Source organism: Roseomonas sp. HF4 (genome assembly GCF_005222755.1).
In the GTDB taxonomy this organism is placed as follows: Bacteria; Pseudomonadota; Alphaproteobacteria; order Acetobacterales; family Acetobacteraceae; genus Neoroseomonas.
In genome coordinates this window covers 242,842-269,786 of sequence record NZ_STGD01000006.1, presented here as the reverse complement: position 1 = coordinate 269,786, position 26,945 = coordinate 242,842, and the positions used below count along the sequence as shown (strand labels likewise).

20 protein-coding genes are annotated in these 26,945 nt (G+C 74.3%); 5 read left to right on the top strand and 15 right to left on the bottom strand.

The window, feature by feature from the left end:
• Positions 1-19: 19 nt before the first annotated feature.
• Both addB and addA read left to right on the top strand, forming a co-directional pair.
• On the top strand, positions 20-3,046 hold the full coding sequence (addB, locus tag E8M80_RS11975; protein WP_240789996.1) for a double-strand break repair protein AddB: 3,027 nt from the start codon (positions 20-22) through the stop codon (positions 3,044-3,046).
• Positions 3,047-3,176: 130 nt separating this feature from the next.
• The gene (gene addA / locus E8M80_RS11970) at positions 3,177-6,641 is read left to right on the top strand and encodes a double-strand break repair helicase AddA (RefSeq protein ID WP_137125918.1); all 3,465 of its coding nucleotides are present in this window, start codon (positions 3,177-3,179) and stop codon (positions 6,639-6,641) included.
• A gap of 321 nt (positions 6,642-6,962) precedes the next feature.
• Here the strand turns inward: addA and E8M80_RS11965 are convergent, their stop codons facing one another.
• From E8M80_RS11965 to E8M80_RS11900, 14 genes are all read right to left on the bottom strand, one after another.
• The gene (locus tag E8M80_RS11965) at positions 6,963-8,135 is read right to left on the bottom strand and encodes a M20 aminoacylase family protein (protein ID WP_137125917.1); all 1,173 of its coding nucleotides are present in this window, start codon (positions 8,133-8,135) and stop codon (positions 6,963-6,965) included.
• A gap of 150 nt (positions 8,136-8,285) precedes the next feature.
• Positions 8,286-9,617: an aspartate aminotransferase family protein gene (locus E8M80_RS11960; protein WP_137125916.1), complete on the bottom strand. Its 1,332-nt coding sequence runs from the start codon at positions 9,615-9,617 to the stop codon at positions 8,286-8,288.
• Between the two features lie 262 nt (positions 9,618-9,879).
• The gene (locus E8M80_RS11955) at positions 9,880-11,130 is read right to left on the bottom strand and encodes a NupC/NupG family nucleoside CNT transporter (RefSeq protein ID WP_137125915.1); all 1,251 of its coding nucleotides are present in this window, start codon (positions 11,128-11,130) and stop codon (positions 9,880-9,882) included.
• Entirely contained in the window at positions 11,127-12,350 is a 1,224-nt protein-coding gene (locus E8M80_RS11950; RefSeq protein ID WP_137125914.1) for a DNA recombination protein RmuC, read from the bottom strand. The genes E8M80_RS11955 and E8M80_RS11950 overlap by 4 nt, the downstream gene beginning before the upstream one ends.
• Before the next feature lie 70 nt (positions 12,351-12,420).
• The gene (locus E8M80_RS11945; RefSeq protein WP_137125913.1) at positions 12,421-13,029 is read right to left on the bottom strand and encodes a carbonic anhydrase; all 609 of its coding nucleotides are present in this window, start codon (positions 13,027-13,029) and stop codon (positions 12,421-12,423) included.
• A 187-nt stretch (positions 13,030-13,216) separates the two neighbouring features.
• Positions 13,217-14,794 carry a bifunctional phosphoribosylaminoimidazolecarboxamide formyltransferase/IMP cyclohydrolase gene (gene purH / locus E8M80_RS11940; RefSeq protein WP_137125912.1) on the bottom strand — a complete coding sequence of 526 codons (1,578 nt, stop codon included), beginning with the start codon at positions 14,792-14,794 and terminating at the stop codon, positions 13,217-13,219.
• Positions 14,795-14,876: 82 nt separating this feature from the next.
• Positions 14,877-15,131, bottom strand: a complete 255-nt coding sequence (locus E8M80_RS11935; protein ID WP_137125911.1) for a hypothetical protein — start codon at positions 15,129-15,131, stop codon at positions 14,877-14,879.
• 58 nt (positions 15,132-15,189) lie between these two features.
• On the bottom strand, positions 15,190-16,461 hold the full coding sequence (locus E8M80_RS11930; protein ID WP_240789995.1) for a HAMP domain-containing sensor histidine kinase: 1,272 nt from the start codon (positions 16,459-16,461) through the stop codon (positions 15,190-15,192).
• Positions 16,462-16,609: 148 nt separating this feature from the next.
• On the bottom strand, positions 16,610-17,290 hold the full coding sequence (locus E8M80_RS11925; protein WP_137125909.1) for a response regulator transcription factor: 681 nt from the start codon (positions 17,288-17,290) through the stop codon (positions 16,610-16,612).
• 103 nt (positions 17,291-17,393) lie between these two features.
• The gene (locus E8M80_RS11920) at positions 17,394-18,446 is read right to left on the bottom strand and encodes a S1C family serine protease (RefSeq protein WP_137125908.1); all 1,053 of its coding nucleotides are present in this window, start codon (positions 18,444-18,446) and stop codon (positions 17,394-17,396) included.
• Between the two features lie 31 nt (positions 18,447-18,477).
• The gene (gene hrpB / locus E8M80_RS11915; RefSeq protein ID WP_137125907.1) at positions 18,478-20,934 is read right to left on the bottom strand and encodes an ATP-dependent helicase HrpB; all 2,457 of its coding nucleotides are present in this window, start codon (positions 20,932-20,934) and stop codon (positions 18,478-18,480) included.
• 66 nt (positions 20,935-21,000) lie between these two features.
• Positions 21,001-21,399, bottom strand: a complete 399-nt coding sequence (gene hpxZ / locus E8M80_RS11910) for an oxalurate catabolism protein HpxZ (RefSeq protein WP_206035623.1) — start codon at positions 21,397-21,399, stop codon at positions 21,001-21,003.
• Positions 21,396-22,556 (bottom strand): amidase, encoded by a 1,161-nt coding sequence (locus tag E8M80_RS11905; RefSeq protein WP_137125906.1) that lies wholly within the window; start codon positions 22,554-22,556, stop codon positions 21,396-21,398. The genes hpxZ and E8M80_RS11905 overlap by 4 nt, the downstream gene beginning before the upstream one ends.
• Before the next feature lie 19 nt (positions 22,557-22,575).
• The gene (locus E8M80_RS11900; RefSeq protein WP_170979358.1) at positions 22,576-23,523 is read right to left on the bottom strand and encodes an aldolase/citrate lyase family protein; all 948 of its coding nucleotides are present in this window, start codon (positions 23,521-23,523) and stop codon (positions 22,576-22,578) included.
• A gap of 133 nt (positions 23,524-23,656) precedes the next feature.
• Between E8M80_RS11900 and E8M80_RS11895 the strand changes: the two genes are divergently transcribed.
• Positions 23,657-25,051 (top strand): amidase family protein, encoded by a 1,395-nt coding sequence (locus E8M80_RS11895; RefSeq protein ID WP_137125904.1) that lies wholly within the window; start codon positions 23,657-23,659, stop codon positions 25,049-25,051.
• An 18-nt stretch (positions 25,052-25,069) separates the two neighbouring features.
• On the opposite strand, the gene E8M80_RS25940 is transcribed toward E8M80_RS11895, so the two are convergent.
• Entirely contained in the window at positions 25,070-25,846 is a 777-nt protein-coding gene (locus tag E8M80_RS25940; protein ID WP_170979357.1) for a DUF805 domain-containing protein, read from the bottom strand.
• A gap of 159 nt (positions 25,847-26,005) precedes the next feature.
• Between E8M80_RS25940 and E8M80_RS11885 the strand changes: the two genes are divergently transcribed.
• Positions 26,006-26,401, top strand: coding sequence for a hypothetical protein (locus E8M80_RS11885; RefSeq protein WP_137125903.1), 396 nt, complete (start codon positions 26,006-26,008; stop codon positions 26,399-26,401).
• Between the two features lie 67 nt (positions 26,402-26,468).
• On the top strand, positions 26,469-26,942 hold the full coding sequence (locus E8M80_RS11880) for an L-2-amino-thiazoline-4-carboxylic acid hydrolase (RefSeq protein ID WP_137125902.1): 474 nt from the start codon (positions 26,469-26,471) through the stop codon (positions 26,940-26,942).
• The last annotated feature ends 3 nt before the right edge of the window (positions 26,943-26,945 follow it).

The window sequence follows — 26,945 nt, the reverse complement described above, 5'->3', positions numbered from 1 at the left end:
CCGCGTCGCGCTCCCGACCGTGACCCTCCACGCCATCCCGCCGCATGTGCCGTTCCTCGACGCGCTGGCCGCCGGCGTGCTGGCGCGCCTGCCGCCTGACGCGCCCGAGACCCTGGCGCGCGTGACGATCCTGTTGCCCACGCGCCGCGCCGCGCGCGCCCTGCGGGAAGCCTTCCTGCGCGAAGCCGGCGGTCGCGCGCTGCTGCTGCCGCGCATGCGCGCACTGGCGGGCCTGTCCACCGAGGAAGCGGACGAGCTGGCACTCCCCGACCTGCTCGACCTGCCGCCCGCGGTCGCGCCGCTGACGCGCCAGGCGGTGCTGGCGGCGACGGCGCAGCGCATCCCGCGCAGCATCGGCGGCCCCGCCACGCCCGAGCAGGCCTGGCTGCTGGCTGGCGAACTCGGCCGCCTGTTCGACGAGATCGCGCTCGAGGAAGCCGACCTCGCCATGCTCGACTGCGCGCCGCCGGCGGAATTCGCCGCGGCCTGGCTGGCGCGGCTCGATGCGCTGGTGCCCGACCGCCATGCCACGCATTGGCAGATCACGACCCGCGTGCTGCGCGTCGCCGCCGAGCACTGGAACGCCTGGCTGAACGATCGCGGGCTGCTCGACCTCGGCGTGCGGCGTGTCAAGGCGCTGGCCGCACAGGCGGCGGCCTGGCGCCGCGCGCCGCCGGAGCATCCGACCATCGCCGCCGGCATCGGCGCGGGCGGCACCATCCCGGCGGCGGCGGCGCTGCTGCGCGTGCTGGCCGAGACGCTGCAGGGATTCGTGGTGCTGCAGGGCCTGCCCGAACCGGTGGATGACGCGCTGTGGCAGGCGATCCGCAGCGCGCCCACGCATCCGCTGGCCGGCCAGGCGCGGCTGCTGGCGGCGCTCGGCGCGGTGCCCGCGGACCTGCTCCCCTGGCACGCGGCGGCGCCGGCCGGCGCGGCGCCCGACCGGGCCGTGCTGCTCGGCCGCGCACTGCACCCGGCCGAGGGCCTCGGCGCCTGGACCGAGCGCGATCCCCCGCGCTGGCAGGCGGCCGCGCAGGGCCTCGCGCGCCTCACCGCCGCCGATGCGCAGCAGGAGGCGGCGGCGATCGCGCTGCTGTTGCGCGAGGCCATCGAGACGCCCGGCCGCACCGCCGCGCTCGTCACGCCCGACCGGGACCTGGCGCGCCGTGTCTCGGCGGAGTTGTCCCGCCACGGCATCACCGCCGATGATTCCGCCGGCGAACCGCTGGCCGGCACGCCGGCCGCCGCCTTCCTCCGGCTGCTCGCGCGCATGGTGGCGGAGGATTTCGCGCCGGTCGCGCTGCTGGCCGTGCTGAAGCACCCGCTTTGCGCCGGCGGGATGGAACGGGCGGATTGGCTCGCCGCGGCACGGCGGCTGGAACGGGACGCGCTGCGCGGCCCGCGCCCGGCGCCGGGCGTCGCGGGGCTGCGCGCCGCCGTGACGGCCCGCGGCGACGCCCCCGCCCAGGTCGCCGCGCTGCTGGCCGCATTGGAAGACGCGCTCGCAGGCTTCGCCGCGCTGCCGCCGGCGCCGGCCCGGCCGCCGGCCGACCTGCTCGCCGCCCATATGCAGGCGGCCGAGGCGCTGGCCGCCACCCCCGGCCTGCCCGGCGGCCTCCGCCTCTACGCGGGGGAGGAGGGCGAGCCGCTCGTCCGCCACCTGCACGATCTGGGGGAGGCGCTGGCCGAACTGCCCCCGATGGCGCCGGCCGACTGGCCCGACCTGTTCGAGGCGAGCCTCGCCGGCCCTGTCGCGCCCTCGCTCCGCGCCGTGCGCAGCCGGGGCGATGCCGCGCATCCGCGCATCGCCATCCTTGGCCTGCTGGAGGCGCGGCTGCAATCCTTCGATCGCGTCGTGCTCGGGGCGCTGGAGGAGAGCGTCTGGCCGCAGGCGACCGAGCCCGGGCCCTGGATGAGCCGCCCGATGCGCGCGCAGTTCGGCCTGCCCGAGGCCGAGGCCCGCATCGGCCGCGTCGCCGCCGATTTCCTGACCGCCGCCGCGGCGGCGCCGGAGGCGGTGCTCTCCTCCGCCGCCCGGCGCGGCGGCGCGCCCACCGTGCAGGCACGCTGGCTGACGCGGCTCGACACCTTCCTCGCGGGCCAGGGCGGGCTGTTGCTGGCGGCCTCCCCGGCGGCCGGCTGGGCCGCGGCGCTCGATGCGCCCGCCGCCGTGGCGCCCGCGCCGCGCCCCATGCCCGCGCCGCCGCCCGCGCTGCGCCCGCGCCGCCTGACGGTCTCCGACGCGCAATTGCTGATCGCGGACCCCTACGCCTTCTACGCCAAGCGCATCCTTCGCCTCGATGCGCTGAAGGCGCTCGACCTCGATGTCGGGGCGATCGAATACGGCACGCTGGTGCATGACGCGCTGGCCGGCTTCCTGCGCACGCTCGGCACCGGCTGGCCGGGGGAGGACGCCGCCCGCGCCGCCTGGGACCGCGCCAGCGAGAGGGCGCTCGCACGCCATGCCGACCGGCCCGGCATCCTGGCCTTCTGGGGGCCGCGGCTCGCCAATATCGGCGCCTTCGTCATCGCCGAGGAAGCGACGCTGCGCCAGGGCGGCGCGCTGCTCGCCTGCCTGGTGGAGGTGAAGGGCAAGGCCATGCTGCGCCTGCCGGAAGGCGAGGTCGAGATCGAGGCGCGCGCCGACCGGCTCGACCACCTGAGCCAGGGCGGTTGGCGCGTCGTGGACTACAAGACCGGCACCGTGCCCAAGGCGCGGGAACTGCTGGACGGCGGCGCGCCGCAACTGCCGATCGAGGCCTGGCTGCTGGCCGAGGGCGCCTTTCCCGACGCGCAGGGCCAGGCGACGGACCTGGTCTACTGGCGCCTGACCGGCGGCGACGTGCCCGGCGAGGTGCGCGCCATGCCGGCCGAGGAGGACTACGCCGCACTCGCGCGCGCACGGCTCGATCATCTCGCGGCGCGCTGGCTGCTCGGCACCGCGCCCTTCGCATCCCGCCCGCATCCGGCGCGCAGCGCCGCGGGCGGGGACTACGACCACCTGGCGCGGGTCGAGGAATGGTCGGCGGGGGAGGGCGAGGCGTGACGAACAAGGAAGGTCGGGGGAGGACACCTCCCCCGAATCCCCCACCGCTTTATGCCATTTGGCGCCCCACCTCCCCGGGCTGGCGCCAGGTGACAAAAAAAGGAGGGGGTTTGGGGGAGTTCACTCCCCCATGACCGAGTCCCCCCGCCAACGCGCCGAACACGCCCAGTCGCTGGCCTCCGACCCCGCGGCTTCCGCCTGGGTCGAGGCCTCGGCCGGCTCCGGCAAGACCAAGCTGCTGACCGACCGCGTGCTGCGCCTGCTGCTGGCCGGTGTCGAGCCCGGGCGCATCCTCTGCCTCACCTTCACCAAGGCGGCGGCCGCCGAGATGGCGACGCGCCTGGCGCGCGCGCTGGGTGCCTGGGCCACGGCCGAGGATGTGGCGCTGGCGCCGGCGCTGGCGGCACTCACCGGCCGCGCGCCGGGGCCCGACGAATTGCGGGCGGCGCGCGCGCTGTTCGTGCGCGTGCTGGAGCAGCCGGGCGGCATGCGCATCTCCACCATCCACGCCTTCGCGCAGTCCCTGCTGCGCGCCTTCCCGCTGGAGGCGGGGCTCGCACCCCAATTCGGCGTGGTCGAGGACCGCGAGGCGCGCGCCATGCTGGCCCGGGAACGGGAAGCCGTGCTGGCCCGCGCGCCCGACCGCGTGGCGCTCGCGGCCCTCGCTCGCCTGGTGCCGCCCGACCGCTTCGCCGAGACCCTTGGCGCACTCGCCGCGACGCGCGGGCGGCTGCTGCGCGCGGTCGAGGGGCGCCAGGGGCTGGCGGGGTTCGAGACTGCGCTCGCCCACGCCCTCGGCCTGCCGCCGGACGATATGCGGGAGGACGACATCCTGCGCGCCGCCTGCAACCTCGACCTGTCGGAGGCCGGCCGCGCCGGTGCCGCGCTGCGGCTGTCGGGCAACGCCAACGACCAGTCGCGCGGCGCCGGGATCGCCGCCTGGCTGGCGCGCGACCTGGACGGCCGCGTCGCGCACTGGGACGATTGGCGCGGCCTGTTGCTGACCGACAAGAACGAGGTCCGCAAGCGCTTCGCGACGAAGCAGGCCGGCGCCGCCATGGCGAGCATCCAGGACACGCTGACCGCCGAGGGCGAGCGCGTGCTGGAGGCCGAGAACGCCCGCGCCGGCGCCCGCGTGCTCGCCGCCACCATGGCGCTGCTGACCATCGGCACCCCCGTGCTGCGGCGGTACGAGGATGCCAAGGCGCGCGCCGGCATGCTCGACTACGACGACCTGATCCGCGGTGCGCAGCGGCTGCTGGAGGACCCGGGCAGCGCCTGGGTGCTGTTCAAGCTCGATGGCGGCCTGGACCACGTGCTGCTCGACGAGGCGCAGGATTCCAACCCCGACCAATGGGGCATCGTGCGCGCGCTGACCGGCGAGTTCTTCGCAGGCGAGGGCGCGCGCGACGCGGGCCGCACCGTCTTCGCGGTCGGTGACGTGAAGCAGTCGATCTATCGCTTCCAGGGCGCCGACCCCGACGGCTTCGGGCGCGAACGCGCGCATTACGGCCGCGTGGTGCCCGAGGCCGGGCTCGATTTCCGCGCCGTGCCTCTCGATGTCTCCTTCCGCTCGACCGCGCCGGTGCTGGCGCTGGTGGATGCGGTGTTCGAGGCGGGCGCGGCGCGCGACGGCGTGGTGCCGCAGGGTGCCACGCTCCGCCACTACGCGGACCGCGCCGGCCAGGCGGGCAGCGTCGAGCTCTGGCCGCTGCTGCAGGTGGCCGAGGCCGAGGCGCCGCCCGCCTGGGCGCCGCCCGAGCGGCCCGTGGACGGGGAAGGCGCGGCGCAGCGGCTCGCAGTGCTGATCGCCGCGCGCATCCGCCACATGCTGGACCACGACACGCTGCCCGCGCGCGTCGAGGCCGGACATGACCAGCCCCGGGGCCGCCCGGTCCGTCCGGGGGACATCCTGGTGCTGGTGCGCGCGCGCGCCCGAGGCGGCTTCTTCGCCGCCCTGGTGCGCGCCTTGAAGGACCTCCGCATCCCGGTCGGCGGCGTCGATCGCATGGTGCTGGCCGAGCAGATCGCGGTGCAGGACCTGCTCGCGCTGCTGGATGCGCTGCTGCTGCCCGACGACGACCTCACCCTCGCCGCGCTGCTGAAATCGCCGCTGGTGGGGCTCGGGGAGGACGAGCTTTTCGCGCTCGCCCATGGGCGCACGGGCTCGCTCTGGTCGGCGCTGGCGGCGCATATCGGTGCGGAGGGGCGGCTTGGCGCCGTGGCGGGCTGGCTCGCGCGGCTGATGGCGCTGGCCGACCAGGCGAGCCCGCATGCGCTGCTCGCCGCGGTGCTGGGCGGCGCGGGGCCGCTCGATGCGCGCGCGGGCCGGGCGCGGATGCTGGCGCGCCTCGGTCCCGATGCGGCCGACCCGATGGACGAGCTGCTGAACGCCGCGCTGGAGCACGAGCGCGCCGGCCCGCCCTCCCTGCAGGATTTCGTGCATGCGCTGCGCCAGGGCGGTGCAGAGGTGAAGCGCGAGATGGAAGGCGCCGGCGGCGCCGTGCGCATCATGACCGTGCACGGTGCCAAGGGTTTGCAGGCGCCCATTGTCATCCTGCCCGACACCACCGGCGCGCCGCCCGACCGCACGACACTGCGCTGGCTGGACGGCGACCTGCCCGCCTGGGCGCCGCGGCAGGACGGCTTCGCCGCCCCCGCCCTGACCGCGCAGCGGCAGGACGACCGCGACCGCGAGGCCGAGGAGCAGCACCGCCTGCTCTATGTCGCGCTGACGCGCGCCGAGGACCGGCTCGTCGTCTGCGGCTGGCAGGGCAAGCGCGAGGTGCCGGAAGGCTGCTGGTACCGCCTGGTCGAACAGGGCTTCGACCGGCTCGGCGGTGCGGCGGAGGTCTCCTTCGACCCGCCGCGCGAGCCCTTCCCCGCGGATGCCGCCATCCGCCGCCTGGCCTGCCCGCAGGCGGCGCCGCCGAAGCCGGAAGGCCCCGCCCGCGCCGGCATGGCCGCGATCGCCCTGCCCGCCTGGGCCCGCCGGCCCGCGCCGCCGGAGGCGCCCGCGGGCGCCGTCGCCCCATCCGCACTGCCGGGCGAGGAGGAGACGCCGAGCGCCCCGCCCCGCCCCGCCGACGATCCGCGCGGCCTGCGCTTCCGCCGCGGCCGCCTGGTCCACGCGCTGCTCCAGCACCTGCCCGACCATCCGCCGGCGGCACGGGAGGACGTGGCGCGCCGCTTCCTGGCGCGCCCCGGGCACGGGCTGGAGGCGGCCGAGCGGGAGGCGGTGCTGGCCGAGGTGCTGGCGCTGCTGGACCAGCCGCTGGTCGCCGCCGCACTCGGCCCCGGCAGCCTGGCCGAGGCGCCGCTCGCCGGGCGCCTGGGCGAACGCCTGATCGCCGGCCAGGTGGACCGGCTGTTGGTGGCGCCCGACCGCGTGCTGGTGCTGGACTACAAGACGAATCGGCCGCCACCGGCGGAGGTGGCGCAGGTCGCGCCGATCTACCTGCGGCAGATGGCGGCCTACCGCGCTCTGTTGCGGGCGGCCTTCCCGGGACGGCCAGTGGACTGCGCGCTGGTCTGGACCTACGGGGCGCGCGTCATGGCACTGCCGGACGCACTGCTGGATCGGCACGCGCCGTAGCCGTGGAGGGGCGGCGCCCCTCCGGACCATCCGTTGCCCCGGAGGGGCTCCGCCCCTCCGGACCTCCCTGGCCAGGGCTCTGCCCTGGACCCGCCAAAGGCCGAAAGGCCTTTGGAAACCCATACTTGGCGTCGGGCTCGGCAGGCGTCGCGCTACGGTTTCGCTTGCGCCGGGTCGCGCGGGTGGGGAATTCGTCCTGGCACCCGGCCCGGCGTTCGCGCCGAGGTTCGGCGCGCGGTCACGGACAGCACCCGGTGATGGTTCGCAAAGGCCGTTCGGCCTTTGCCGGGGAGGTCCGGAGGGGCGGCGCCCCTCCGCCTGTCACCCGCGCACCAGTTCCTGTTCCACCAGCCGCGCGAAGACCGAGGCGCCGAGCGGGATCAGGTCGTCGTTGAAGTCGAAGCGCGGATTGTGCAGCCCGACGGAGTGCCGCCCGCCATCGCCCTGCCCGATGCCGATGAAGGCGCCGGGGCAGCGCTGCAGCATGTAGGAGAAATCCTCGGCCCCCATGCGCGGCGGCGCGTTGCGGTGGATGCGCGCTTCGCCCAGCACATGCGCCGCGGCCTTCTGGGCGCGCAGCGTCTCGGCCTCGTGGTTGACGGTGGGCGGGTAGCCGCGCGTGAAGGCGAGTTCCGCCTGCGCGCCATGGGCTTCCGCGATCGAACGGACGATGGCACCGAGCCGCCGCTCTACCATGTCCTGCACCTCCGGCTTGAAGGTGCGCACCGTGCCGGTCAGTTCCGCGACCTCGGGGATGACGTTGCCGGCCGAGCCCGCATGGAACATGCAGAGGCTGACCACCGCCGTGTCGATCGGGTCCATCGAGCGCGCCACGACCGACTGCGCCGCGACCACGATCTGCGCGCCCACCAGCACCGGGTCGATGCAGATGTGCGGGCGCGACGCGTGGCCGCCCTTGCCGTGCACGGTGATGCTGATGCGGTCGGCCGCGGCCAGAACCGGGCCCGCGGTGACGCGCGCTTCGCCCAGCGGCAGTTCCGGGTCGTTGTGCAGGGCATAGACCTGGTCGGTCGGGAAGCGCTCGAACAGCCCTTCCTCGACCATCACGCGGCCGCCGCCGCCGCCTTCCTCGGCCGGCTGGAAGATGAAGTGGACGGTGCCGTCGAAGTTGCGCGTCTCGGCGAGATACCGCGCGGCGCCGAGCAGCATGGTGGTGTGCCCGTCATGGCCGCAGGCATGCATCTGGCCGGCGACGGTCGAGCGATGCGGCACGTCGGAGGTCTCCTGCATCGGCAGGCAGTCCATGTCGGCGCGCAGCCCGATGCTGCGCTTCGAGGACCCGTTCCGCAGCACGCCGACGAGGCCGGTGCCGGCGATGCCGCGATGCACCTCGACACCCCAGGATTCGAGCATGCGCGCCACGAGGTCCGAGGTGCGGCGTTCCTGGAAGCCGAGTTCCGGATGCGCGTGGATGTCCTGCCGCGTGGCGGCGAGCTCGGGCTGGAAATCGGCGATGCGGTTGATGATGGGCAAGGTGGCGATCCCGTCAGGCGATGGGTGTCAGGTCGTGCAGATTGCGCAGGGCGACAGGGCAGGAATGCGGCGGGCGGCGCTCACGATGGCGCGGGGGTGACCGGCATCACGGGCCGCCGCGCCATGTCGGCCCGGGCGGTCCAGGGGCGGTCATGCGCCGGCGACGGCGGCATCCACGGCATCCCCGAAGCGCTCCACGATCATGTCGATCTCGGATGCGGTGCAGATGTAGGGCGGCGCCAGGATGACGTGGTCGCCGTGCCTGCCGTCGATCGTCCCGCCCATCGGGTAGCAGGCGAGGCCACGGGCGAAGGCTTCGCGCTTCACGCGTTCGTTCACGGCCAGCGCCGGGTCGAAGGTCGCCTTGGTGGCGCGGTCGGTGACCAGTTCCACCGCCCAGAACAGGCCCCGGCCACGGATGTCGCCGACCTTCGCGTGGTTGCCGAGCCGGTCCGTCAGCCGCTGTTCGAGCAGCGCGCCCATCGCCTGCACGTTGTCGAGCAGGTTCTCGTCGCGGATCGCTTCCTGCACAGCCAGCGCCGCGGCGCAGGCGACCGGATGCGCCTGGTAGGTATGGCCGTGCTTGAAGGTGCCGGAACCGCGCGTCAGCGCCTCGATCACCCGGCCATGCACCAGGATGCCGCCGATCGGCTGGTAGCCGCCGCCGAGGCCCTTCGCGATGACCTGGATGTCGGGCGAGACGCCCTCCTGTTCCCAGGCGTGCAGCGTGCCGGTGCGGCCCATGCCGGACATCACCTCGTCCAGGATCAGGAGCGCGCCGTGGCGCTCGCAGACCGCCTTCATGGCCGGGAAGTAGCCGGGCAGCGCGGTGGCGCAGCCGAGTGTCGCGCCCACCACCGTCTCGGCACAGAAGGCGATGACGGTCGAAGGGCCGAGGCGCTGGAATTCCGCTTCGAGTTCCGCCGCCAGCCGCGCGACGTAGTCCGTGTCTGATTCCTCGGCGTGCCGGTCGCGATAGGCGTAGCAGGGCGAGACGTGGCTGAAGGCGTCCGACAGGATGGGCGCATAGGGCGCGCGGCGCATGGCGTTGCCGCCGGCCGCCAGCGCGCCCAGCGTGTTGCCGTGGTAGGATTGCCGCCGCGCGATGAATTTCGTCCGCTGCGGCTGGCCGCTCTCGATCGCCCATTGCCGCGCGATCTTGAGCGCCGCCTCCATGCCCTCGGAGCCGGAGGAGACGAAGTAGGCGTGCGTCAGCCCGCCCGGCGCGTGGCCCACCAGCATGTCGGCCAGGCGTTCCGCGCTCTCGGCGGTGAACAGCGCGGTATGGGCGTAGCAGAGCCGGTCGATCTGCGCCTTCATCGCCGCGATGACATGCGGGTGCCCGTGGCCGAGGCAGGCGACGGCGGCGCCGCCCGATCCGTCGATCACGTCGTGGCCCGATGCGTCGCGCAGCCAGATGCCGCGCCCGGAGGCGGCAATGGGCGGGGCTTCGTGGAGATTGCGGTGGACGATGTGGGTCATGGCGGCTCCTTGGGGGCATCCTGACGCGCGGGGCGGTTTCGGCAAGCGGCCGAGGGGGCCTTGCCCCCCCGAACACCCCCACCGAGGGCCGAAAGGCCCTCAGAACCCAATACCGCGCCAACCCCGGCGGTCGGGTGACAGATGTTGGTTTACAAAGGCCTTTCGGCCTTTGGCCGGAGGGGTTTGGGGAGGGCGGAGCCCTCCCCGAGGTGACGTTAGGGGTTTAGGGAGGGCGGAGCCCTCCCCGAGGTGACGCCCGCCGCTACGGCGCCGTCAGCACCCCCACCACCGCCCCCGTCATGCAGCAGGCGATGGTCCCCGAGACCAGCGCCGGGAATCCCAACGCCACGATGTCGCGCCGCCGCTCCGGGCACATCGCCGTCATGCCCCCCACCATGATCCCGATCGAGCCGAGGTTGGTGAAGCCGCAGAGCGCATAGGTGAGGATCAGCCGCGACCTTTCGCTCAGCCCCGCGCCGCCCGACTGCGCGAGTTCGAGGTAGGAGACGAACTCGTTCACCACCATCTTGACGCCGAGCGAGGCGCCGACCGTCGTGGCCTCGCTGGCGGGCACGCCCATGGCCCACGCGACGGGCCACAGCACCCAGCCCATGATCTTCTGCAGCGTCACGCCGGTGACGGGTTCGAGCGCCAGGTTCATCAGCGCCACCAGCGCCACGAACACGATGAGCGACGCCATGATGCCGAGCAGGAGCGCAAGCCCGTCCTGCGTGCCGCGCACCAGCGCGTCCATGCTGCTGTCGTAGAGCTTCTCGGGGATGCCTTCGCCGCCTTCGGTCGCCGCGTCGCCCTCCGCCGGCGGGATCATGAGCAGCGCGGCCAGGATCGCCGCCGGCGCCGAGACGAGCGATGCGACCAGCAGCTGCCCCGCCGCATCCGGCACGACGGGGGAGATGATCAGCGCATAGACCACGAGCGTGTTGCCGCTGATGGTGGCGAGCCCCGCCGTCATCACCACGAACAGCTCGGACCGCGTGAGCTTCGCGAGCCAGGCGCGGATCATCAGCGGCGCCTCGACCATGCCGACGAAGACATTGGCGGCGACGCCGAAGCCGGTTGCGCCGCCCAGGCCGAACAGCGCCCGCAGCACGCGCGCCATGCCCTTCACGATCGCCGGCAGCACGCCCCAGTGGTACAGCACGGAGGACAGTGCGCCGACCACGAGCACCAGCGGCAGCGCCTGGAAGAACAGGATGAAGGACGCACCGGGGAAGGGCTCCGGGAAGGGTAACGGCCCGCCGCCGAGATAGCCGAAGACCAGCGAGGTGCCCGCCCTGGTCGCCGTCGCCAGCGCGTTCACGCCGTCGCCGATCAGCGCGAAGGCGCGGCGCAGCAGCGGCACGTTGAGCAGCGCGGCGGCCAGGCCGAGCTGCAGCGCGATCCCCACCGCGACCACGCGCAGGGAGGCATTGCGCCGGAACCCGCCCAGCGCCCAGGCCAGGGCGGGCAGCAGCAGCAGTCCCGCGGCCGATTGCGCCTGCAGTGCGCTCACAGCGGCAGCGTCCGCGGCGGCGTGGCGTCGTCCATCTCGAGGTCCGCCAGCCTTTGCCCGCCGCGCTTGATGGCCGCCGAGGAGGTCTCGATCATCGCGATATCCTTCTCCGCCTGGCCGAAATGCCGGCGCAGGCTCTCCACCCGGTCGTCGAGCCGCCCGACATCCGCGAGCAGCCGGTCCAGCTCGCCCCTGATCCGCCCAGCCTCCTGGCGCAGCCGCACGTCGCGCATCAGCGCGCGCATCGTGCCGAGCACCGCCCAGAGCGTGGTGGGCGAGACGATGTAGACGCCGCGCCGCGTCGCCTCGCTCACCACGGCGACGAGCGTGGTGTGCAGCTCGGCGTAGATCGCCTCGGAGGGCACGAAGATCAGCGCGCCCTCGGCCGTCTCGCCGGGGATGACGTAGCGTTCCGCTACGTCCTTCACGTGCTTCTGAACATCGGCCGCGAGCCGCTTCAGCGCCGCCGCGCGCCCCGCATCGTCGGGCGCCTCGCGCAGCGCGAGCCAGGATTCCAGCGGGAACTTCGAATCGATCGCGATCGGGCCCGGCGGGTTGGGCAGGTGGATCAGGCAGTCGGCGCGCTTGCCGTTCGACAGCGTCGCCTGCAGCGCATAGGCCTCGGCCGGCAGGCGGTCGGCAATGATCTGCTCCATCTGCGCCTCCCCGAACGCCCCGCGCGCCTGCTTGTTGCCGAGGATGGAGGAGAGCGTCGTGACCTGCACGCCCAGCGCCTCGATGTTGCCGCGCGCGGCGTCGATCACGGCGAGCCGCTCGCGGATCTCGGTCGCGGTGTCGCCGAGCGACTTCGTCACGCGCTCGGTCTGGCCGGACAGTGCGAGCGTCAGGCTCTCGTTCTGCGCCTTGATGGCTTCGGTCAGGCTGCGCTCGGCGCCGGCCATGCGGTCGGCGAGCGCGGCCTCCTGTGCCGAGATGCGCGCGACCTGCTCCTTCACCGCATCCCCCAGCACGCGCGTCTGGTCGAGCACCACGGCATTGACGCGCTCGGCGATGTCGCCTTCGAGCGCCGCCACGCGCTCCGCCTGGCGGTCCTGCGCCGCCGCCACGGCATCGACGCGGCCGAGGATCTGCCCGAGCAGCGGGTCCTGCTGCGGTCGGCGCAGCAGGATCGCGAGGACAAGGATCGCAGCCGCCAGCAGCACCGCCACGGGCAGCACGGCATCAGGTGGCAGCAAGCCGAGGATCAGGCGGTCGTCCATGCGCCCCCGGACGCGAATCGGTGAAGTCTGCGGAAAGTCTGGCACCCCGCATCCCGGCAGGCGAGGCTGCTCATGCCGGCGCCGCCGGCCCCTCCGCGGGCACCACCACGAGCCGCCCGGTGGCCACGCCGAAATGCGCCCCGTGCAGCGCGAGCCGCCCCGCCGCCACCGCCTCCGCCACCCAGGGGAAGGTCATCAGGTTGGCAAGCGAGATGCGGACCGCCTCGTGCTCGGCCACCTCCTGGCGGTCCTCCGGCACGTCGCAGCGCAGCGCGACGGCGCGCGCGCGGGCCGCGATTCCCATCCAGCCGGCCACGAAGTCCCGCGCCTCGGGCGGCGCGCCGTCCAGCAGCGCGCGGATGCCGCCGCAAAGCGCATGGCCCATCACCACGATGCGCTCCACGCCCAGCACGCGCACCGCGAACTCGACCGCGGCGCTGGTGCCGTGGAACAGCGCGTCCGGCAGGTAGGGCGGCACCAGGTTGGCGACGTTGCGCAGCACGAAAAGCTCCCCCGGCGCAGCCGAGAAGATCATCTGCGGATCGACCCGACTGTCCGAACACGCGATGACCATGGTGCGCGGGCGCTGGCCGGCGGCCGCCAGCGCCTCGAAGCGCGCGCGCTCGCGCGGCCAGGTCTCGGCGCGGAAGCGGCGGTAGCCGGCGATCAGTTCGTCCATGCTTCGTGCCATATCCGAGAGGTGGGTCGACGGGGCCTTGCCCCCTCGAACTCCCCCACCAGGGGCCGAAGGGCCTTCGGACACCGTCACCGCGCCGACCCCATGGCGGGGCGCCGGGTGATGGTTTCCAGAGGCCCTTCGGCCCTTGGCGGGGAGGGTCCGGAAGGGGCGGCGTCCCTCCCGTGCATCAGTGCCGGAAGTGCCGCATCCCCGTGAACACCATCGCAAGCCCCGCCTTGTCCGCCGCCGCGATCACCTCAGCGTCGCGGATCGATCCGCCCGGCTGGATCACGGCGGTGGCGCCGGCGGACGCCGCGATCTCGAGACCGTCGGCGAAGGGGAAGAAGGCGTCGGAAGCCACGACGGAACCTTCCGCCAACGGCCGCTCGAGCCCCGCCGCCTTCGCCGCTGCCTCACCCTTCCAGGCGGCGATGCGCGACGATTCCGCGCGGTTCATCTGCCCCGCGCCGATGCCGGTCGTGGCCAGCCCCTTCGCATAGACGATGGCATTCGACTTCACGTGCTTGCAGACGCGGAAGGCGAAGATCAGGTCGGCCATCTCGGCGCGGGACGGCGCGCGCTGCGTCACGACCTTCAGCGCGTCCTCCGCCACGCGCCCGGCGTCGCGCGACTGCGCGAGGAAGCCGCCCGCGACGGACTTGAACGCGAGCCCCGCCGCCGCCGGGTCCGGCAGCGCGCCGGTCAGCAGCAGCCTCAGGTTCTTCTTCCGGGCGAAGACTGCCTGCGCGCCCTCGTCGGCATCGGGGGCGATCACCACCTCGGTGAAGATGGCCGCGATCTTCTCGGCCGCCGCGGCATCGAGGGTGCGGTTCGCCGCGACGATGCCGCCGAAGGCCGAGACGGGGTCGCAGAGCAACGCCCTGTCCCAGGCCGACGCGAGGTCGCCCGCCACCGCCACGCCGCAGGGGTTGGCGTGCTTCACGATGACGATCGCCGGCTTGTCGAACTCGGCCACGCACTCGAAGGCGGCGTCGGTATCGTTCAGGTTGTTGTACGACAGCTCCTTGCCCTGCACCTGCCGCGCCGTGGCGATACCCGGGCGCGCGCTTCCGTCCACGTAGAAGGCAGCCTGCTGGTGCGGGTTCTCGCCGTAGCGCAGCCCCTGGCGCAGCACGCCGGGCAGCGCCAGGCGCGGCGGGAAGTCCTGCCCTTCCTGGCGCGCGAACCAGGCCGCGATGGCCGCATCGTAGGCCGCCGTCCGGGCATAGGCCGCGGCCGCGAGGCGCCGGCGCGTCGCCAGCGTCGTGCCGCCCCGCGCCTCGATCTCGGCCCGGATTTCGGCGAAGTGGGCGGGCTCGGTCAGAACGGCCACGCCCGCGTGGTTCTTGGCCGCGGAGCGGATCATCGCCGGCCCGCCGATGTCGATGTTCTCGATGCAGTCCTCGAAGGACGCGCCGTTCGCGACCGTCGCCTCGAAGGGGTAGAGGTTCACCGCCACCAGGTCGATCGGCGCGATCGCGTGCGCCGCCATCTGCGCCAGGTGTTCCGTGCTGTCGCGGCGGCCGAGGATGCCGCCATGGACCTGCGGCACCAGCGTCTTGACGCGGCCGTCCAGGATCTCGGGGAAGCCCGTGTGCTCGCTCACGTCCTTCACCGGCACACCGGCCTCGCGTAGCGCGCGGGCGGTGCCGCCGGTGGACAGGACCTCGACCCCGGCTTCTGCGAGGAAGCGGCCGAACTCGACGAGGCCCGCCTTGTCGGAGACCGAGAGAAGGGCGCGGCGGATGGGCAGGATGTCGCTCATGGGGCAGGCGCATAGACCCGGGGGGCGAGGGCCGCAATCGGGGGCGGGGCCGCGGGCCGGTGCCGGTCACGCGAAGATCGCGCTATTGCCCCATGCGCGCGGCGCGGATCGCGCGCCGCAGCTTCGCCACCCCGGTGCGCGGATGGCCCGCGTCGCAGAGCCGGACGCCTTCCGCGGCGAGGCTGCGGGCCGGCTCGGCCTCCGCGTTGGGCAGCGTGGCGAAGCGGCGGGCCAGCTCGGCGCAATATTCGCGGCTGTCGGTGGTCACGCGTGCGGCAGGCTCGAGGGCCGCCGTGGTCGGGGCAAGGAGCAGCAGGGCGGGCAGCAGCGCGCGCATGGGCCTGATCCTGGCGCGCGACGCATCGCCGGGCGGTGGCCCGGCGATGACCATGCGTTCATCCGGGACCGAGCCGCAGCGCCGCCCGCAGCCCCGGTGCCGCGTCCTCGAGCGTGAGGTCGCCCCCATGCAGGCGCGCCACCGCCAGCACCAGCGAGAGGCCGAGCCCCGAGCCCGGCGTGGCCCGCGAGGAATCGGCGCGGAAGAAGCGCTCCCCCGCCCGCGCCCGGTCCTCCGGCGACAGGCCCGGTCCGGTGTCCTCGACCACGATCTCGACGCCCTCGCGCGGCAGGGCCCGGGCCAGGAGCCGCACCCGCCCGCCCGGCGGCGTGAATTTCAGCGCGTTGTCGAGCAGGTTTCCCACCGCCTGCGCGAGCAGGTCGCGGTCCCCCACCATCTCGAGCCGCGGCGGCAGTCCGAGGTCCAGCGCCTGGCCGCGGCTTTCCGCCACCGCCGCATAGAATTCCGCGACGTCGCGCAGCACTGCCGCAAGGTCGAGCGGCGCGAAGGCGGCGCGCCGCGCCCCCGCCTCGGCCTCGGCGATGCGCAGCAGCGCGCCGAACACGCGGGTGATGTGGTCGAGGTCGGCGATCCCCTGCTCCATCGCGGCGCGCAGCGCCTCCGGCTCGCCCGGGCCGCCCAGCGCCTCCTCGAGCTTGGCCCGCGCGCGCGCGATCGGCGTGCGCAGGTCGTGCGCGATCGAGTCCGACACGCCGCGCACGCCCTCCATCAGCCGGTCGATGCGGTCCAGCATGGCGTTCATGCTCTCGCCCAGGCGGTCGAACTCGTCCTCCCGGCGGGACAACGGCACGCGGCGCGACAGGTCGCCGGCGGCGATCGCCTGCGCCGTCTGCGCCGCCGGCCGGAGCCGCGCCTCGACCGCACGGCGCAGCAGCGCGGCGCCGGCCAGCGCGAACAGCGTCGCCGTCACGGCGGACCAGGCGATGCCCTCGGCCAGCAATTCGCGCAGGCGGTTCTTCTCGGCCACGTCGCGGCCGACGGCAACGCGATGGCCGTCGCCGAACTCGACGGCGAAGACGCGCGCCTCGGCCTCCGTGCCCTCGCGCTGCACCGTCGTGAAGGTCCAGGACAGGTCGGGCTCGACGCCGCGCGGCCAGCGGTCGAGGTTGCCCGCGACGCGCCGCCCCGCGGGGTCCAGGAAGACATAGATCGCGGTGCCCTCGACATCGTTGGCCAGGCGTTCGGCGACCGCCTCGGCCACGCCGCGGGCGCCGGCGCCGCGCCAGCTTTCGATCAGGCCGAGCGCATCGGTGCGCAGCGCCGCATCGGTCTGACGGTCGAGCGAGCCCGCCGTCGCGTACCACAGCACCACGGCGAACAGGCCCGAGGCACCGATGAAGATGCCGGCGAACAGGGCGGCGAAGCGGAAGCCGGCACTGCGCAGGAAACGCAGCAGCGGGTCGAGGCTGGGCGCAATCTCCGCGCGCGGGAGGGGGGGCGGCGGGATCGCGCGACCCTCAGGCCTCGGCGCGGATCATGTAGCCGGCGTTGCGCACCGTGTGGATGAGCGGCCTGTCGAAGCCCTTGTCGAGTTTCTGCCGCAGCCGGCTGACATGCACGTCGATCACATTGGTCTGGGGGTCGAAATGGTAGTCCCACACCTTTTCGAGCAGCATGGTGCGCGTGACGACCTGGCCCGCATGGCGCAGCAGGTGCTCGAGCAGGCGGAACTCCCGCGGCTGGATCTCGAGCCGCTTGCCGCCCCGCGTGACGGTGCGTGACAGCAGGTCCATCTCGAGATCCGCGATCCTGAGGCGGGTGGCCGGCGCATCCCCGCTCGGCCGCCGCCCCAGCGCTTCGACGCGCGCCAGAAGTTCCGCGAAGGCGAAGGGCTTCACCAGATAATCGTCGCCGCCGGCCTTGAGGCCGCGCACGCGTTCATCCACCGCCGACAGCGCCGAGAGGAACAGCACGGGCGTCCGGTTCTCCTGCGCGCGCAGCGTCTCGACCAGGCGTACCCCGTCCACGCCGCCGGGCAGCATGCGGTCCAGCACCAGCACGTCAAACTGCTCGGATGCTGCGAGGAACAGGCCGTCCCGCCCGTTCGCCGCATGCTCGACGACGTGCCCGGCCTCCTGCAGCCCCTTGCGCACGAAGCGGGCGACCTCGGCGTCGTCCTCGACCAGCAGCAGTCTCATGGCAGCGGGGGTCCCGGCAGGGCTTCCGCCCGAAGGATGACGAAGCCCCCTCCTAGACCAGTTCCGGTGCGGTTGAAATCGCCCGCGCAGCGCGCCGCCGGCCTCACGGGGGGTCCGGCCGGCGGCCGATCTGCACGGCCACTTCCTGGTTCCGTCCGCCGCGGCTCAGCGTCAGGCGCACGGTCTCCCCGGGCGGCAGGCCCGCGACGCCGCGCACCAGGGCGCGGGACGTCGCGACCGCCTCCCCGTTCAGGGCCGTCACCAGGTCCCCCTGGCGCAGCCCGGCCCGCGCGGCGGGGCTGCCGCGCTCCACCCCCATGATCACCGCGCCGCGCCGGCCGCGGCCCTGCTCGTCGGCATCGGCGACCGACACGCCGAGCCAGCCGCGATCGACGCGCCCGTCGCGCAGGAGCGATTCCACCACCGGCCGCGCGAGGTCCGACGGCACCGCGAAGCCGATCCCCGCGCTGGCGCCCGACGGCGAATAGATCGCCGTGTTGATGCCGATCACCTCGCCCGCCATGTTGAACAGCGGCCCGCCGGAATTGCCCGGATTGATGGGCGCGTCGGTCTGGATGAAGTCGTCGAAGGGCCCGGCGCCGATGTCGCGCCCGCGCGCCGAGACGATGCCGCTGGTCACGCTGCCGCCGAGGCCGAAGGGATTGCCCGCCGCCAGCACCCATTGCCCGACGCGCAGCGTCTGCGACACGCCGAGGGAGACGGCGGCGAGCGGCGCGCGCGGCGTGATGCGCAGCAGCGCGATGTCGGTCAGCTCGTCCACGCCGACGACGCGGGCGGGGTATTCCGTGCCGTCCTGCGTCGTCACCGTCACGCGCGTCGCTTCGCCGACCACGTGGCCGTTGGTCACGACCACGCCGGATGGCTCGACGATGAAGCCCGACCCCGCCCCCTGCACCAATTGCCCGCGCCGCCCGCGGTCGAGCGGCCCGCGGCGCGGGTCGGGCGTGGCGCGCTCGCGGCTCGTGGTCTGGATGCTGACGACGGCGGGCAGCACGCGTTCGGCCAAGTCGGCGAAGTCGGGCAGGCCACGCTGCGCCACGGCCGGCTGCGAACAGGCCGCCAGCGCCGCCGGCAGCAGCAGGGCCAGCCGGCGCGGCAGGACCTGGGAATCGGGGGCGGTCGGGGTGTGCGTCACGGCGTCAATCTGCGCTGCCGCCGCCCGGGGTTCAACCAAGGGTCGGGTCCTCCGGCCAGGGGTGCTTCGGGTAGCGGCCGCGCATCTCGCGCCGCACCTCGGCCCAGGCGCCGGCCCAGAAGCCGGCGAGGTCCCCCGTGACCGCCACCGGCCGCCCGGCCGGTGAGAGCAGCGCGACCTGCAGCTTCACCCGCCCGCCGGCCAGCGGCGGCAGCGCGGCCAGGCCGAACAGGTGCTGCGCGCGGGCCTCTAGCGTCGGTACCTCCCCCGTGTAGTCGATCGCCGCCGAGCGCCCGGCCGGCAGCGCGAGCCGCGCCGGCAGCGCCGCCTCAAGCGCGCGACGCCGGTCCCAGGGCAGGGCATCGAGCAGCAGCGCGGCCACGTCCAGCCCGCCGAGCTCCGCCAGCCGCGCCTTGCCGTGCAGCCGGGGCGCCAGCCAGTCCCGCGCCGAGGCCGCGAGCGCGGCGTCCGAGACATCCGGCCAGGCCTCCCCCTCGACGCGCCGCATCCAGAGGATCCGCGCCTGCACCTGGCGCGCCGCCCCGGACCAGTCGAGGTCCCGCAAGCCCCGCCCGGCTGCCGCCTCGGCCAGCGCGACCGCCACCGCCGCGGGGTCGGCATGGGGCAGCGGCGCTTCCTCCAGCACCAGCGGGCCGAACATCAGGCGCCGGCGCGCGACCACGGCGCCGGCGCGGGCGTCGAAGGCCGCCCCTTCCTCCCGCCGAACGCGCTCGGGGAAGCGGGCTTCCAGCACCGCGCGGTCGATCCGCGCCGCCATGCGGATGCGCGCCTCGGTGCCCTGCAATTCGAGGTCGGCCACCGCCAGCAGCGCCGACTTGCCGAGCGGGTCCGTCGTCGCCAGCCGCGCGCCCTGGCCCGAGGCAAGGCGGAAGGCGCCGTCCATCGTCCCGCGCCGCGCCGCGATGCGGTCGGGGAAGCCCGCGGCCAGCAGGGCGCCGGCATCGCCCTCCGCCCGCACCGTGCCATGGACGCGCAGCCGCCGCCGGTGCAGCGCGGCGGCGCGGCGGATGCGGTGGATGGCCGCGCCATCGGCATCTGCCCGGTCGCCGCCATGCAGCAGGTCGAGCCGCAGCTGCACATCCGCCGGCACGTCCCGCGCCCCGGGCCCGCCGCGTCGGATCGGGTCGCGTTCTTCCAACAGCGCGGCGAGGTCGGCGGCCAGTGCCCGCTCCCCGTCATCGGCCGCCGCGATCATCATGCGCGCAAGCCGCGGATGCGCGCCCATCCGCGCCATGCGCCGCCCAGCCTCGGTGATCCGCCCGGCGGCGTCGAGCGCATCGAGGTCCCGCAGCAACGCCTGCGCGGCCTTGACCGCCCCGGCCGGCGGTGGGTCGAGGAAGGCGAGATCGCCCGGCGCCGCCCCCCAGGCCGCACAATCCAGCACCAGCGCGGACAGCTCCGCCTCCAGCATCTCGGGTCGGTCCGCGAGCGGCAGGCCGCGATGCAGCGCCTCGCTCCACAACCGGATCGCGACACCCGGCGCCTGCCGCCCGGCCCGCCCCGCGCGCTGCTCGGCCGCCGCGCGTCCGATGCGCAGCGTCGCGAGCCGTGCCAGCCCCGTCGCGGCATCCAGCCGCGGCGCGCGGCGGAAGCCGCCATCCACCACGATCCGCACGCCGGGCACGGTCAGCGAGGTTTCGGCGATCGAGGTCGCCAGTACCACCTTCCGCCGCCCGTCCGGCGCCGGGTTCAGCGCCACGTCCTGCTCGGCCGGCGGCATCTCCCCATGCAGCGGCACGACCAGCGCATCGAGGCCGGCGAGCCTCTCCTGCGTGCGCCGGATCTCCCCCCAGCCGGGCAGGAAGCAGAGCACGTCGCCCGGATGCTCGCGCAGCGCGTCGCGCACGGCGCCGGCCATGGCATCGGGCAGCTCGCGATGGTCCTTGAGGTCGCGCGCGCGGTGGCGCAGCTCCACCGGCCAGGCCCGGCCCAGGCTCTCGATGACCGGCGCGCCGCCGAGCAGCCCGGCGAAGGCGGCGCCGTCCAGCGTGGCCGACATCGCCAGCAGGCGCAGTTCCGGCCGCAGGTTCGCCTGCAGGTCGAGGCAGAGCGCCAACGCGAGGTCGGTGTCGAGGTTACGCTCATGCGCCTCGTCGAACAGCACGGCAGCGACGCCATCCAGCCCGGGGTCGGATTGCAGTCGGCGGACCAGCAGGCCCTCGGTCACGACCTCGACCCGCGTGGCGTCCGAGACCATGCGGTCGAGCCGCGTGGCCAGGCCCACGATGCCCCCGGGCTGCGCCTCGCCCAGCATCTGGGCCATACGCCGCGCGGCGGCCCGGGCGGCGACGCGGCGGGGCTCCAGCACCAGGATGCGGGCGCCGGCAGCCCAGGGTTCGTCCTTCAGGATCAGCGGCACGAGCGTGGTCTTGCCGGCACCGGGCGGGGCGACCAGCACGGCATTCGGGCCCGCGCGCAGGGCGGCGGTCAGGGCGGGCAGGGCCTCGGCGACGGGAAGGTCGAACACGGGACGCGGTGTAGGGCGCGGGGGCGGCGCCCGTAACCCCCGGCGCTGCCCCGCGCGCCGGCCCGCTCAATACGCCGGGCTCGCCTCCGTCACAGACACATGGGCCGAGACCACCTTCCAACCGACGTCGGGGAAGCGCACCCAGGTCTGGCTCTGCCGGCCGGGCGTGTCGCGGCCGCGCATGTCGAATTCCAGGTTCACGGTCGCGATGTCGCGCCCGAGGGTCGTGATCACCAGGCGCCGGCGCGCCAGCTTGATGCCCGGCCCTGGCGGGCGGCGGACGCGGTGGGCGTGGATCTCGTCGAAGCCGTAGCCGTTCTCGTGGATGGCGTAGCGGATCGTCAGCGGCGAGTTCCAGAAGGTGGCGTCGAGCACGTCGACGTCCTTGTCGATCAGCGCCTGTTCGTAGCGTTCGAACAGGGCGCGGACTTCCTCCACAATTTCGGGGATGTTGGCTTCCATCATGCGGTCTCCAGGGCCAGGGCTGTGCGGATGAGCAGCGTGTCGGCGCCGCGGGCGGCGAGCAGGGACAGGCCGACGGGCCGGCCGTCGACCGTCGCGCCGGGGACGCTGATCTGCGGATGCCCCGCGAGCCCGCCCTGCGCGCAGAGGCAGAGGATGGCGTCGCGGAGCGGCGTCAGCGCCGGCAGGGGCAGGCCGGTCGGTGGCGCGGGGAAGGGAGTGGTCGGCATCACCAGGATGGTGCCGGGCGGCAGCAGCTGGGCGAGGCGGCCGCGCGCCTCCTGCCGCGTGAGCGCCGCCCAGCCCTGATCGGCCTCCGGCGTCATGGCGCCCATGACGAGCCCCTTGGCCACCGAGAAGGCGAAGCGTGGGTTGTCGCGCTCGACCCAGGTGCGAAAGGTGGCCCAGGCCTCGACCGGTTGCAGCGTGCGCTGCGCGCGCGCCCAGGCGACCAGGCCGGGCGGCGCCATCACGTCTTCCCGCCAGACGGGAACGAGGCGCTTCAGGCGGTCGAGCAGGGGCTGCAGCGCCGCGGCGGTCGCAGGTTCGGCGAAGCCGAAGGCATCGGTCGCGACGACGAGGCGCGCGGGCAGGTCCGCGGGCATCGTCTCCTGCAGCAGCACGGTCGACGCGCGGGCGAATGTCCCGGCGTCTCGTGCGAACCAGCCCGTGGTGTCGGAGGACGGCGCCTGCGGCAGCATGCCCGTGAGGTCGAGCCGACCATGCGTCGGCCGGATGCCGTGCAGCCCGCAGAAGGAGGCCGGCACGCGCACCGAGCCGCCGGTATCGGTGCCGAGCGCGATGTCGCAGAGCCCCGCCGCGACCGCGCTGGCCGAGCCGGAGGAGGACCCGCCGGGCACGTGCCCGGGCGCGGCGGGGTTCTCCGGCGTGCCGTCGAAGGCGTTCTCGCCGAGGATGCCGAGCGAGACCTCGTCCGTGATGGTCTTGCCGATGAGTGTCGCGCCGGCGTCGAGCAGCGTCTGCACCGCCCAGGCGTGGCGGTCGGGGATGGGGTTCTGCCGGGCCCAGTCGGGGTTGCCGCCGCCGGTCGGGTGGCCGGCCACGTCGAACAGGTCCTTGGCGGCGAAGGCGAGGCCCGAGAGCGGGCCGCCGGCGCGGCCCTCGATGCGGATGGCGGGGCCGGGGACGAAGGGGGACATGGCGTTCCTGTCGTGGTGGTCAGGCGGGCACGGCGCGCCGCTGGTGGGCGCGGCCGATGCGGGCGGTGTCCTCCCGCCCGCCGGCGATGACGCGCACGCCCTCGTCCAGCCGCGCGGTGATATTGGCGGGCGTGCAGGCTTCGAGGAAGGCGAGCCCGTTCGCGCGGCAAGCGGCGAAGACGCGCGCGCGCGCCGCGGCGATGGCGGGCGGGTAGGGGTCCAGGTGGAGCGCGGTCTCCCCCAGCAGCGACAGTGTCAGATCGCCCGGCCCCATCTCCGCGAAGCCGAGGCCGGGGACAGCCAGGATCTCCTCGCAGCGGGCGACGCCCTCGGGGCTTTCGATCTTGACGCCGAGCAGCAGCTCGCCCGCGGGGTTGAGCGGCCAGGGGTCGCAGCGGCTGAAATAGTCCGCCTCGCTCACGCCCCAGATCGGCGCGGCGGTCGCCTCCGAGCCGCGCCCGCGCGTGCCGCGGCCCAGGAAGCCCGGCCCCGGCGCGAGGGAGGCGGCGCCTTCGGCGCGCGCGAGCGGCGACGGCAGCGAGGGGTCGAGCCCCGCTGCGCGGTGCGGGTAGCGGCAGGCCTCGACGAAGGCGCGCGCTGCCTCCGGCGTCTCGGCCTGGCAGAGGAGCACGCCATGCACGCCGCGGCCGAGGATCTGGCGGAACTGCCAGGCGCAATGGCGCACATGCGCGGCGTCGATGCCGTTGACCGGTGCCTCGACCACCACGGCGGGCGTGCGGTGGCCCGAACGCGTCGGCCCGCCGGCGACGAGGCCCGCCATGTAGGCGGCGAGCCCGGCCATGTCGAAGGCGCCGTGCTCCATGCCGATGTTGATGTAGTCGGCCCATGTGACGGCATCCGCGCGGCCCTGCGTCTCGGTCAGGACGTGCCCGGTGTGGTGGCCGGCGTAGTAGATCGCCTGGCCCGCTTCCAGCAGCTCGATCGCCCTGTTGATGCGCTTCGCCATGCTCGCCTCGCCGGGCCGTTGCGGGGCGAGGCTAGGGCAGGGGCGGGCCGGGGGGAACCGCCCGGCCCCTCGACGCGGCGGCGCGGCCCGCCGAGACTGCCCGTTCCCTGCCACCGACGACGGACCCGCCCGCATGACCGACCTCTGGCGCCTGCCTGCCTCCGACCTCGCCCACCGCATCCGGTCGCGCCAGGTCTCGGCCGTCGAGACCGCGCGCGACGCGCTGGCGCGGCTGGATGCCGCGAACCCGCGCATCAACGCCGTGGTCGACCACCGGCCGGAGGAGGTGCTGGCGCAGGCCGTGTCGGTCGACGCCACGATCGCGCGCGGCGAGGACCCCGGGCCGCTCGCCGGCGTGCCGGTGACGATCAAGGTGAATGCTGACCAGGCGGGCTTCGCGACGACGAACGGGCTGCGCCTGCAGAAGGACCTGGTGGCGCAGCAGGACAGCCCGGTGGTGGCGAACCTGCGGCGCGCCGGCGCGGTGTTGCTCGGGCGCACGAACACGCCGGCCTTCTCGCTGCGCTGGTTCACGCGCAACGGGCTGCATGGGCACACGCGCAATCCGCGCGATCCGTCCATCACGCCGGGCGGGTCGTCGGGCGGCGCGGCGGCGGCGGTAGCGGCGGGCATCGGCGCCATCGGGCACGGCACGGATATCGGCGGCTCGATCCGCTACCCGGCCTATGCCTGCGGCGTGCATGGGCTGCGACCGACGCTCGGGCGCATCCCGGCCTGGAACGCGAGCGGTGCCGAGCGCCACGTCGGCGGGCAGCTGATGGCCGTGAGCGGGCCGATCGCGCGCACTATCCAGGACGTGCGCCTGGGCTTCGCGGCGATGGCCGCGCGCGACATCCGCGATCCCTGGTGGACGGGCGTGCCGCTGGACGGCCCGCCGGTGCCGAAGCGCGCCGCGCTCTGCCTCAGTCCGGACGGGATGGCGGTGCAGCCGGCCGTGCAGGATGCGCTGCGCGACGCCGCCCGCCGCCTGGAAGCCGCCGGCTGGACGATCGAGGAGGCCGACACGCCGCCGCTGCGCGAGCCCGCCGCGCTGCAGGCGATGCTGTGGCTCGCGGAATCGCGCCGCGGCCTGAACGCCGCGCTGCGGCAGGAAGCCGACCCGGATGCCAGCTTCATCTTCGCGCAGATGGAGGAGATGTGCCCGGCACCCGACCTCAACGCCTTCATGGACGGGCTGCAGAAGCGCGCGACCTTCGTGCGGCTTTGGATGGAGTTCTTCGAGCGGTTCCCTGTCGCGATCACGCCGGTTTCGGGCGAGCTGCCCTTCCGCGACCAGGAGGATGTGGAAAGCCCAGAGGCCTTCCGCCGCATCATGGACGCGCAGCTGACGCAGGTCGGCCTGCCGCTGATGGGGCTGCCGGGCCTGGCGGTCGCCACGGGGCTGGTCGGCACCGTGCCGGTCGGCGTGCAGCTGCTGGCCGGCCGCTACCGGGAAGACCTGCTGCTGCAGGCCGGCGCGGTCATCGAGGCGGCGGGCGTGCCGACCGCCCCGGTGGACCCCGCCTGAGCAGGCCGGCGCCGGACGTCAGTCGCGGCGCACCGGCGGGACGCTGCCGCCGCCCGGCGACGGCCCGCCCCATTGGCCGGGCGGCGGCTGCGGCGGCTGGCCATAGCCCGGCGGTGGCTGCGGCTGTCCGTATCCGGCGGGCGGTTGCCCGTAGCCCGGCTGCGGCGGTGGCTGCCATTGCGGCGGCGGCTGCCAGCCCGGCGCCGGCGGCGGTTGCCAGCCCTGCGGCGGGGGCGGCTGCCACTGGGGCTGCTGCTGCCACCCCTGCGGCGGCACGCCCTGCTGCCAGTTCGCCGGGCCCATGCCACCCAGCGGATCCGGGCCGAAGCGGTTCGGCCCCGGCGTGCCGCGCAGGAAGCCGGTCTCGACCAGCAGCCAGAGGCCGTAGCCGATCAGAAGCAGGCCGCCGCCCACGCTGATCGCGACCACCATCGGCCCGCCCTGCTCGGGCGAGCGCGTCACCATCGTCGCCATCATGCTGCCCAGCGTGACCGCGACGACGATCGCCCCCAGCAGGTAGAAACCGCCGATCCACCAGCCCGACCGGTCGCGGTCGTGCAGCCGCTTGATCCCGCCTGCGAGCGAGGGCCAGAGCGAAAGCACCGAGACGATGCCGCCGACCACGCCGACCTCCGCCCCGTCCATCGGCATGGCGTCGCCGCGCGGCGCCAGGCCGAGCGCGGCGTCGATCACGGAGGCCACGATGCTCGCCACGAACAGCGGCAGCACGTAGCCGAGCCAGAAGGTCTTGCGGCCGATCCGACCCCGGAAGCTCAGCCATTGCCCGATCGTCATCGCACCTCTCCCCGCGCACGAAGCGTTTCAGAGCACCATGCGCCGGAACCCGCGCGCAAGGCCGGCGTGGCTTGCCGGCGTAATATTCGTTGCATATCGTCGCAGGATCGAAACACGGCGCGCCTCGGCCCGCCGAGAGCCCGCCGGAGACCGCACCGCATGTTCCGCCGCAAGATCCTCTCGCTCCTGGCCCTGCTCGGCGCCGGCTCGGTCGCCGCCTGCGCGCCGCAGACCGTCTATGTGCCGCAGCCGGTCGCGGTCGCGCAGCCGCCCGCGGCGGTCGGCTGCGACACGCGGTTCCAGGTGGTCAACCAGTCCTCGCAGACCGTGATGCAGCTCTATTTCAGCCATTCCAGCCTGGCGGCCTGGGGCGTCGACCAGCTGGGCCAGAACGTGCTGCCGCCGGGCCGCGTCACGACCTACCGTGCCAACAACGCCGGCAACTACGATTTCCGCATCGTCTGGGCGAATGGCCGCGCGGCGGAGCTGCGCCGCGTCAACATCTGCGCCGCCAGTCGGATCGTCGTGACGAACCAGGGCCTCTTCGCGCGCTGATGCGTCTCGCCGGCAGCGCCGCGCCGCGATAGCCTCCCCGGCGGCATCACCGTCGGGGAGGTTTTTCATGTCTGGCGACCAGCTCGGCATCCTGCGTCAGCGTCGTATCGAGGCCGCCTTCGCGCGCGGCGTGTACGACGAGATGAAGGCCGCGATCGGCGAGGCCGCAGCCAAGGCCATCCTGTCCCGCGCCGTGGTGAAGATGGCGAAGGAGACGGCCGCGGCCATGGCGAAGGACGCGCCGGGCGGCGCGCCCTCGCTCGCGCATTTCATCGCGCTGCAGCCGCTCTGGACGAAGGACGACGCGCTCGAGATCGAGACGCTGCGCCAGGATGCCACGCGCTACGACTTCAACGTCACGCGCTGCCGCTACGCCGAGATGTACCGCGAGATGGGGCTGGCCGATCTCGGCGCCGTGCTCTCCTGCAACCGCGACGGCGCCTTCTGCGAGGGCTACCACCCGAAGATGAAGCTGGAACGCACCCAGACCATCATGGGCGGAGCCTCGCATTGCGACTTCCGCTACACGATGGAGGAATAGCCC

Bases quoted from the DNA above. Each gene is read 5' to 3' on its own strand.
- E8M80_RS11960 (WP_137125916.1), bottom strand. From the start codon at position 9,617: ATGACCCACATCGTCCACCGCAATCTCCACGAAGCCCCGCCCATTGCC.
- E8M80_RS11935 (WP_137125911.1), bottom strand. From the start codon at position 15,131: ATGCGCGCGCTGCTGCCCGCCCTGCTGCTCCTTGCCCCGACCACGGCG.
- E8M80_RS11950 (WP_137125914.1), bottom strand. From the start codon at position 12,350: ATGGACGACCGCCTGATCCTCGGCTTGCTGCCACCTGATGCCGTGCTG.
- E8M80_RS11905 (WP_137125906.1), bottom strand. From the start codon at position 22,556: ATGTCCCCCTTCGTCCCCGGCCCCGCCATCCGCATCGAGGGCCGCGCC.
- E8M80_RS11885 (WP_137125903.1), top strand. From the start codon at position 26,006: ATGTTCCGCCGCAAGATCCTCTCGCTCCTGGCCCTGCTCGGCGCCGGC.
- E8M80_RS11925 (WP_137125909.1), bottom strand. From the start codon at position 17,290: ATGAGACTGCTGCTGGTCGAGGACGACGCCGAGGTCGCCCGCTTCGTG.
- E8M80_RS25940 (WP_170979357.1), bottom strand. From the start codon at position 25,846: ATGACGATCGGGCAATGGCTGAGCTTCCGGGGTCGGATCGGCCGCAAG.
- addA (WP_137125918.1), top strand. From the start codon at position 3,177: ATGACCGAGTCCCCCCGCCAACGCGCCGAACACGCCCAGTCGCTGGCC.
- hpxZ (WP_206035623.1), bottom strand. From the start codon at position 21,399: ATGATGGAAGCCAACATCCCCGAAATTGTGGAGGAAGTCCGCGCCCTG.
- E8M80_RS11895 (WP_137125904.1), top strand. From the start codon at position 23,657: ATGACCGACCTCTGGCGCCTGCCTGCCTCCGACCTCGCCCACCGCATC.
- purH (WP_137125912.1), bottom strand. From the start codon at position 14,794: ATGAGCGACATCCTGCCCATCCGCCGCGCCCTTCTCTCGGTCTCCGAC.
- E8M80_RS11945 (WP_137125913.1), bottom strand. From the start codon at position 13,029: ATGGACGAACTGATCGCCGGCTACCGCCGCTTCCGCGCCGAGACCTGG.
- E8M80_RS11900 (WP_170979358.1), bottom strand. From the start codon at position 23,523: ATGGCGAAGCGCATCAACAGGGCGATCGAGCTGCTGGAAGCGGGCCAG.
- E8M80_RS11880 (WP_137125902.1), top strand. From the start codon at position 26,469: ATGTCTGGCGACCAGCTCGGCATCCTGCGTCAGCGTCGTATCGAGGCC.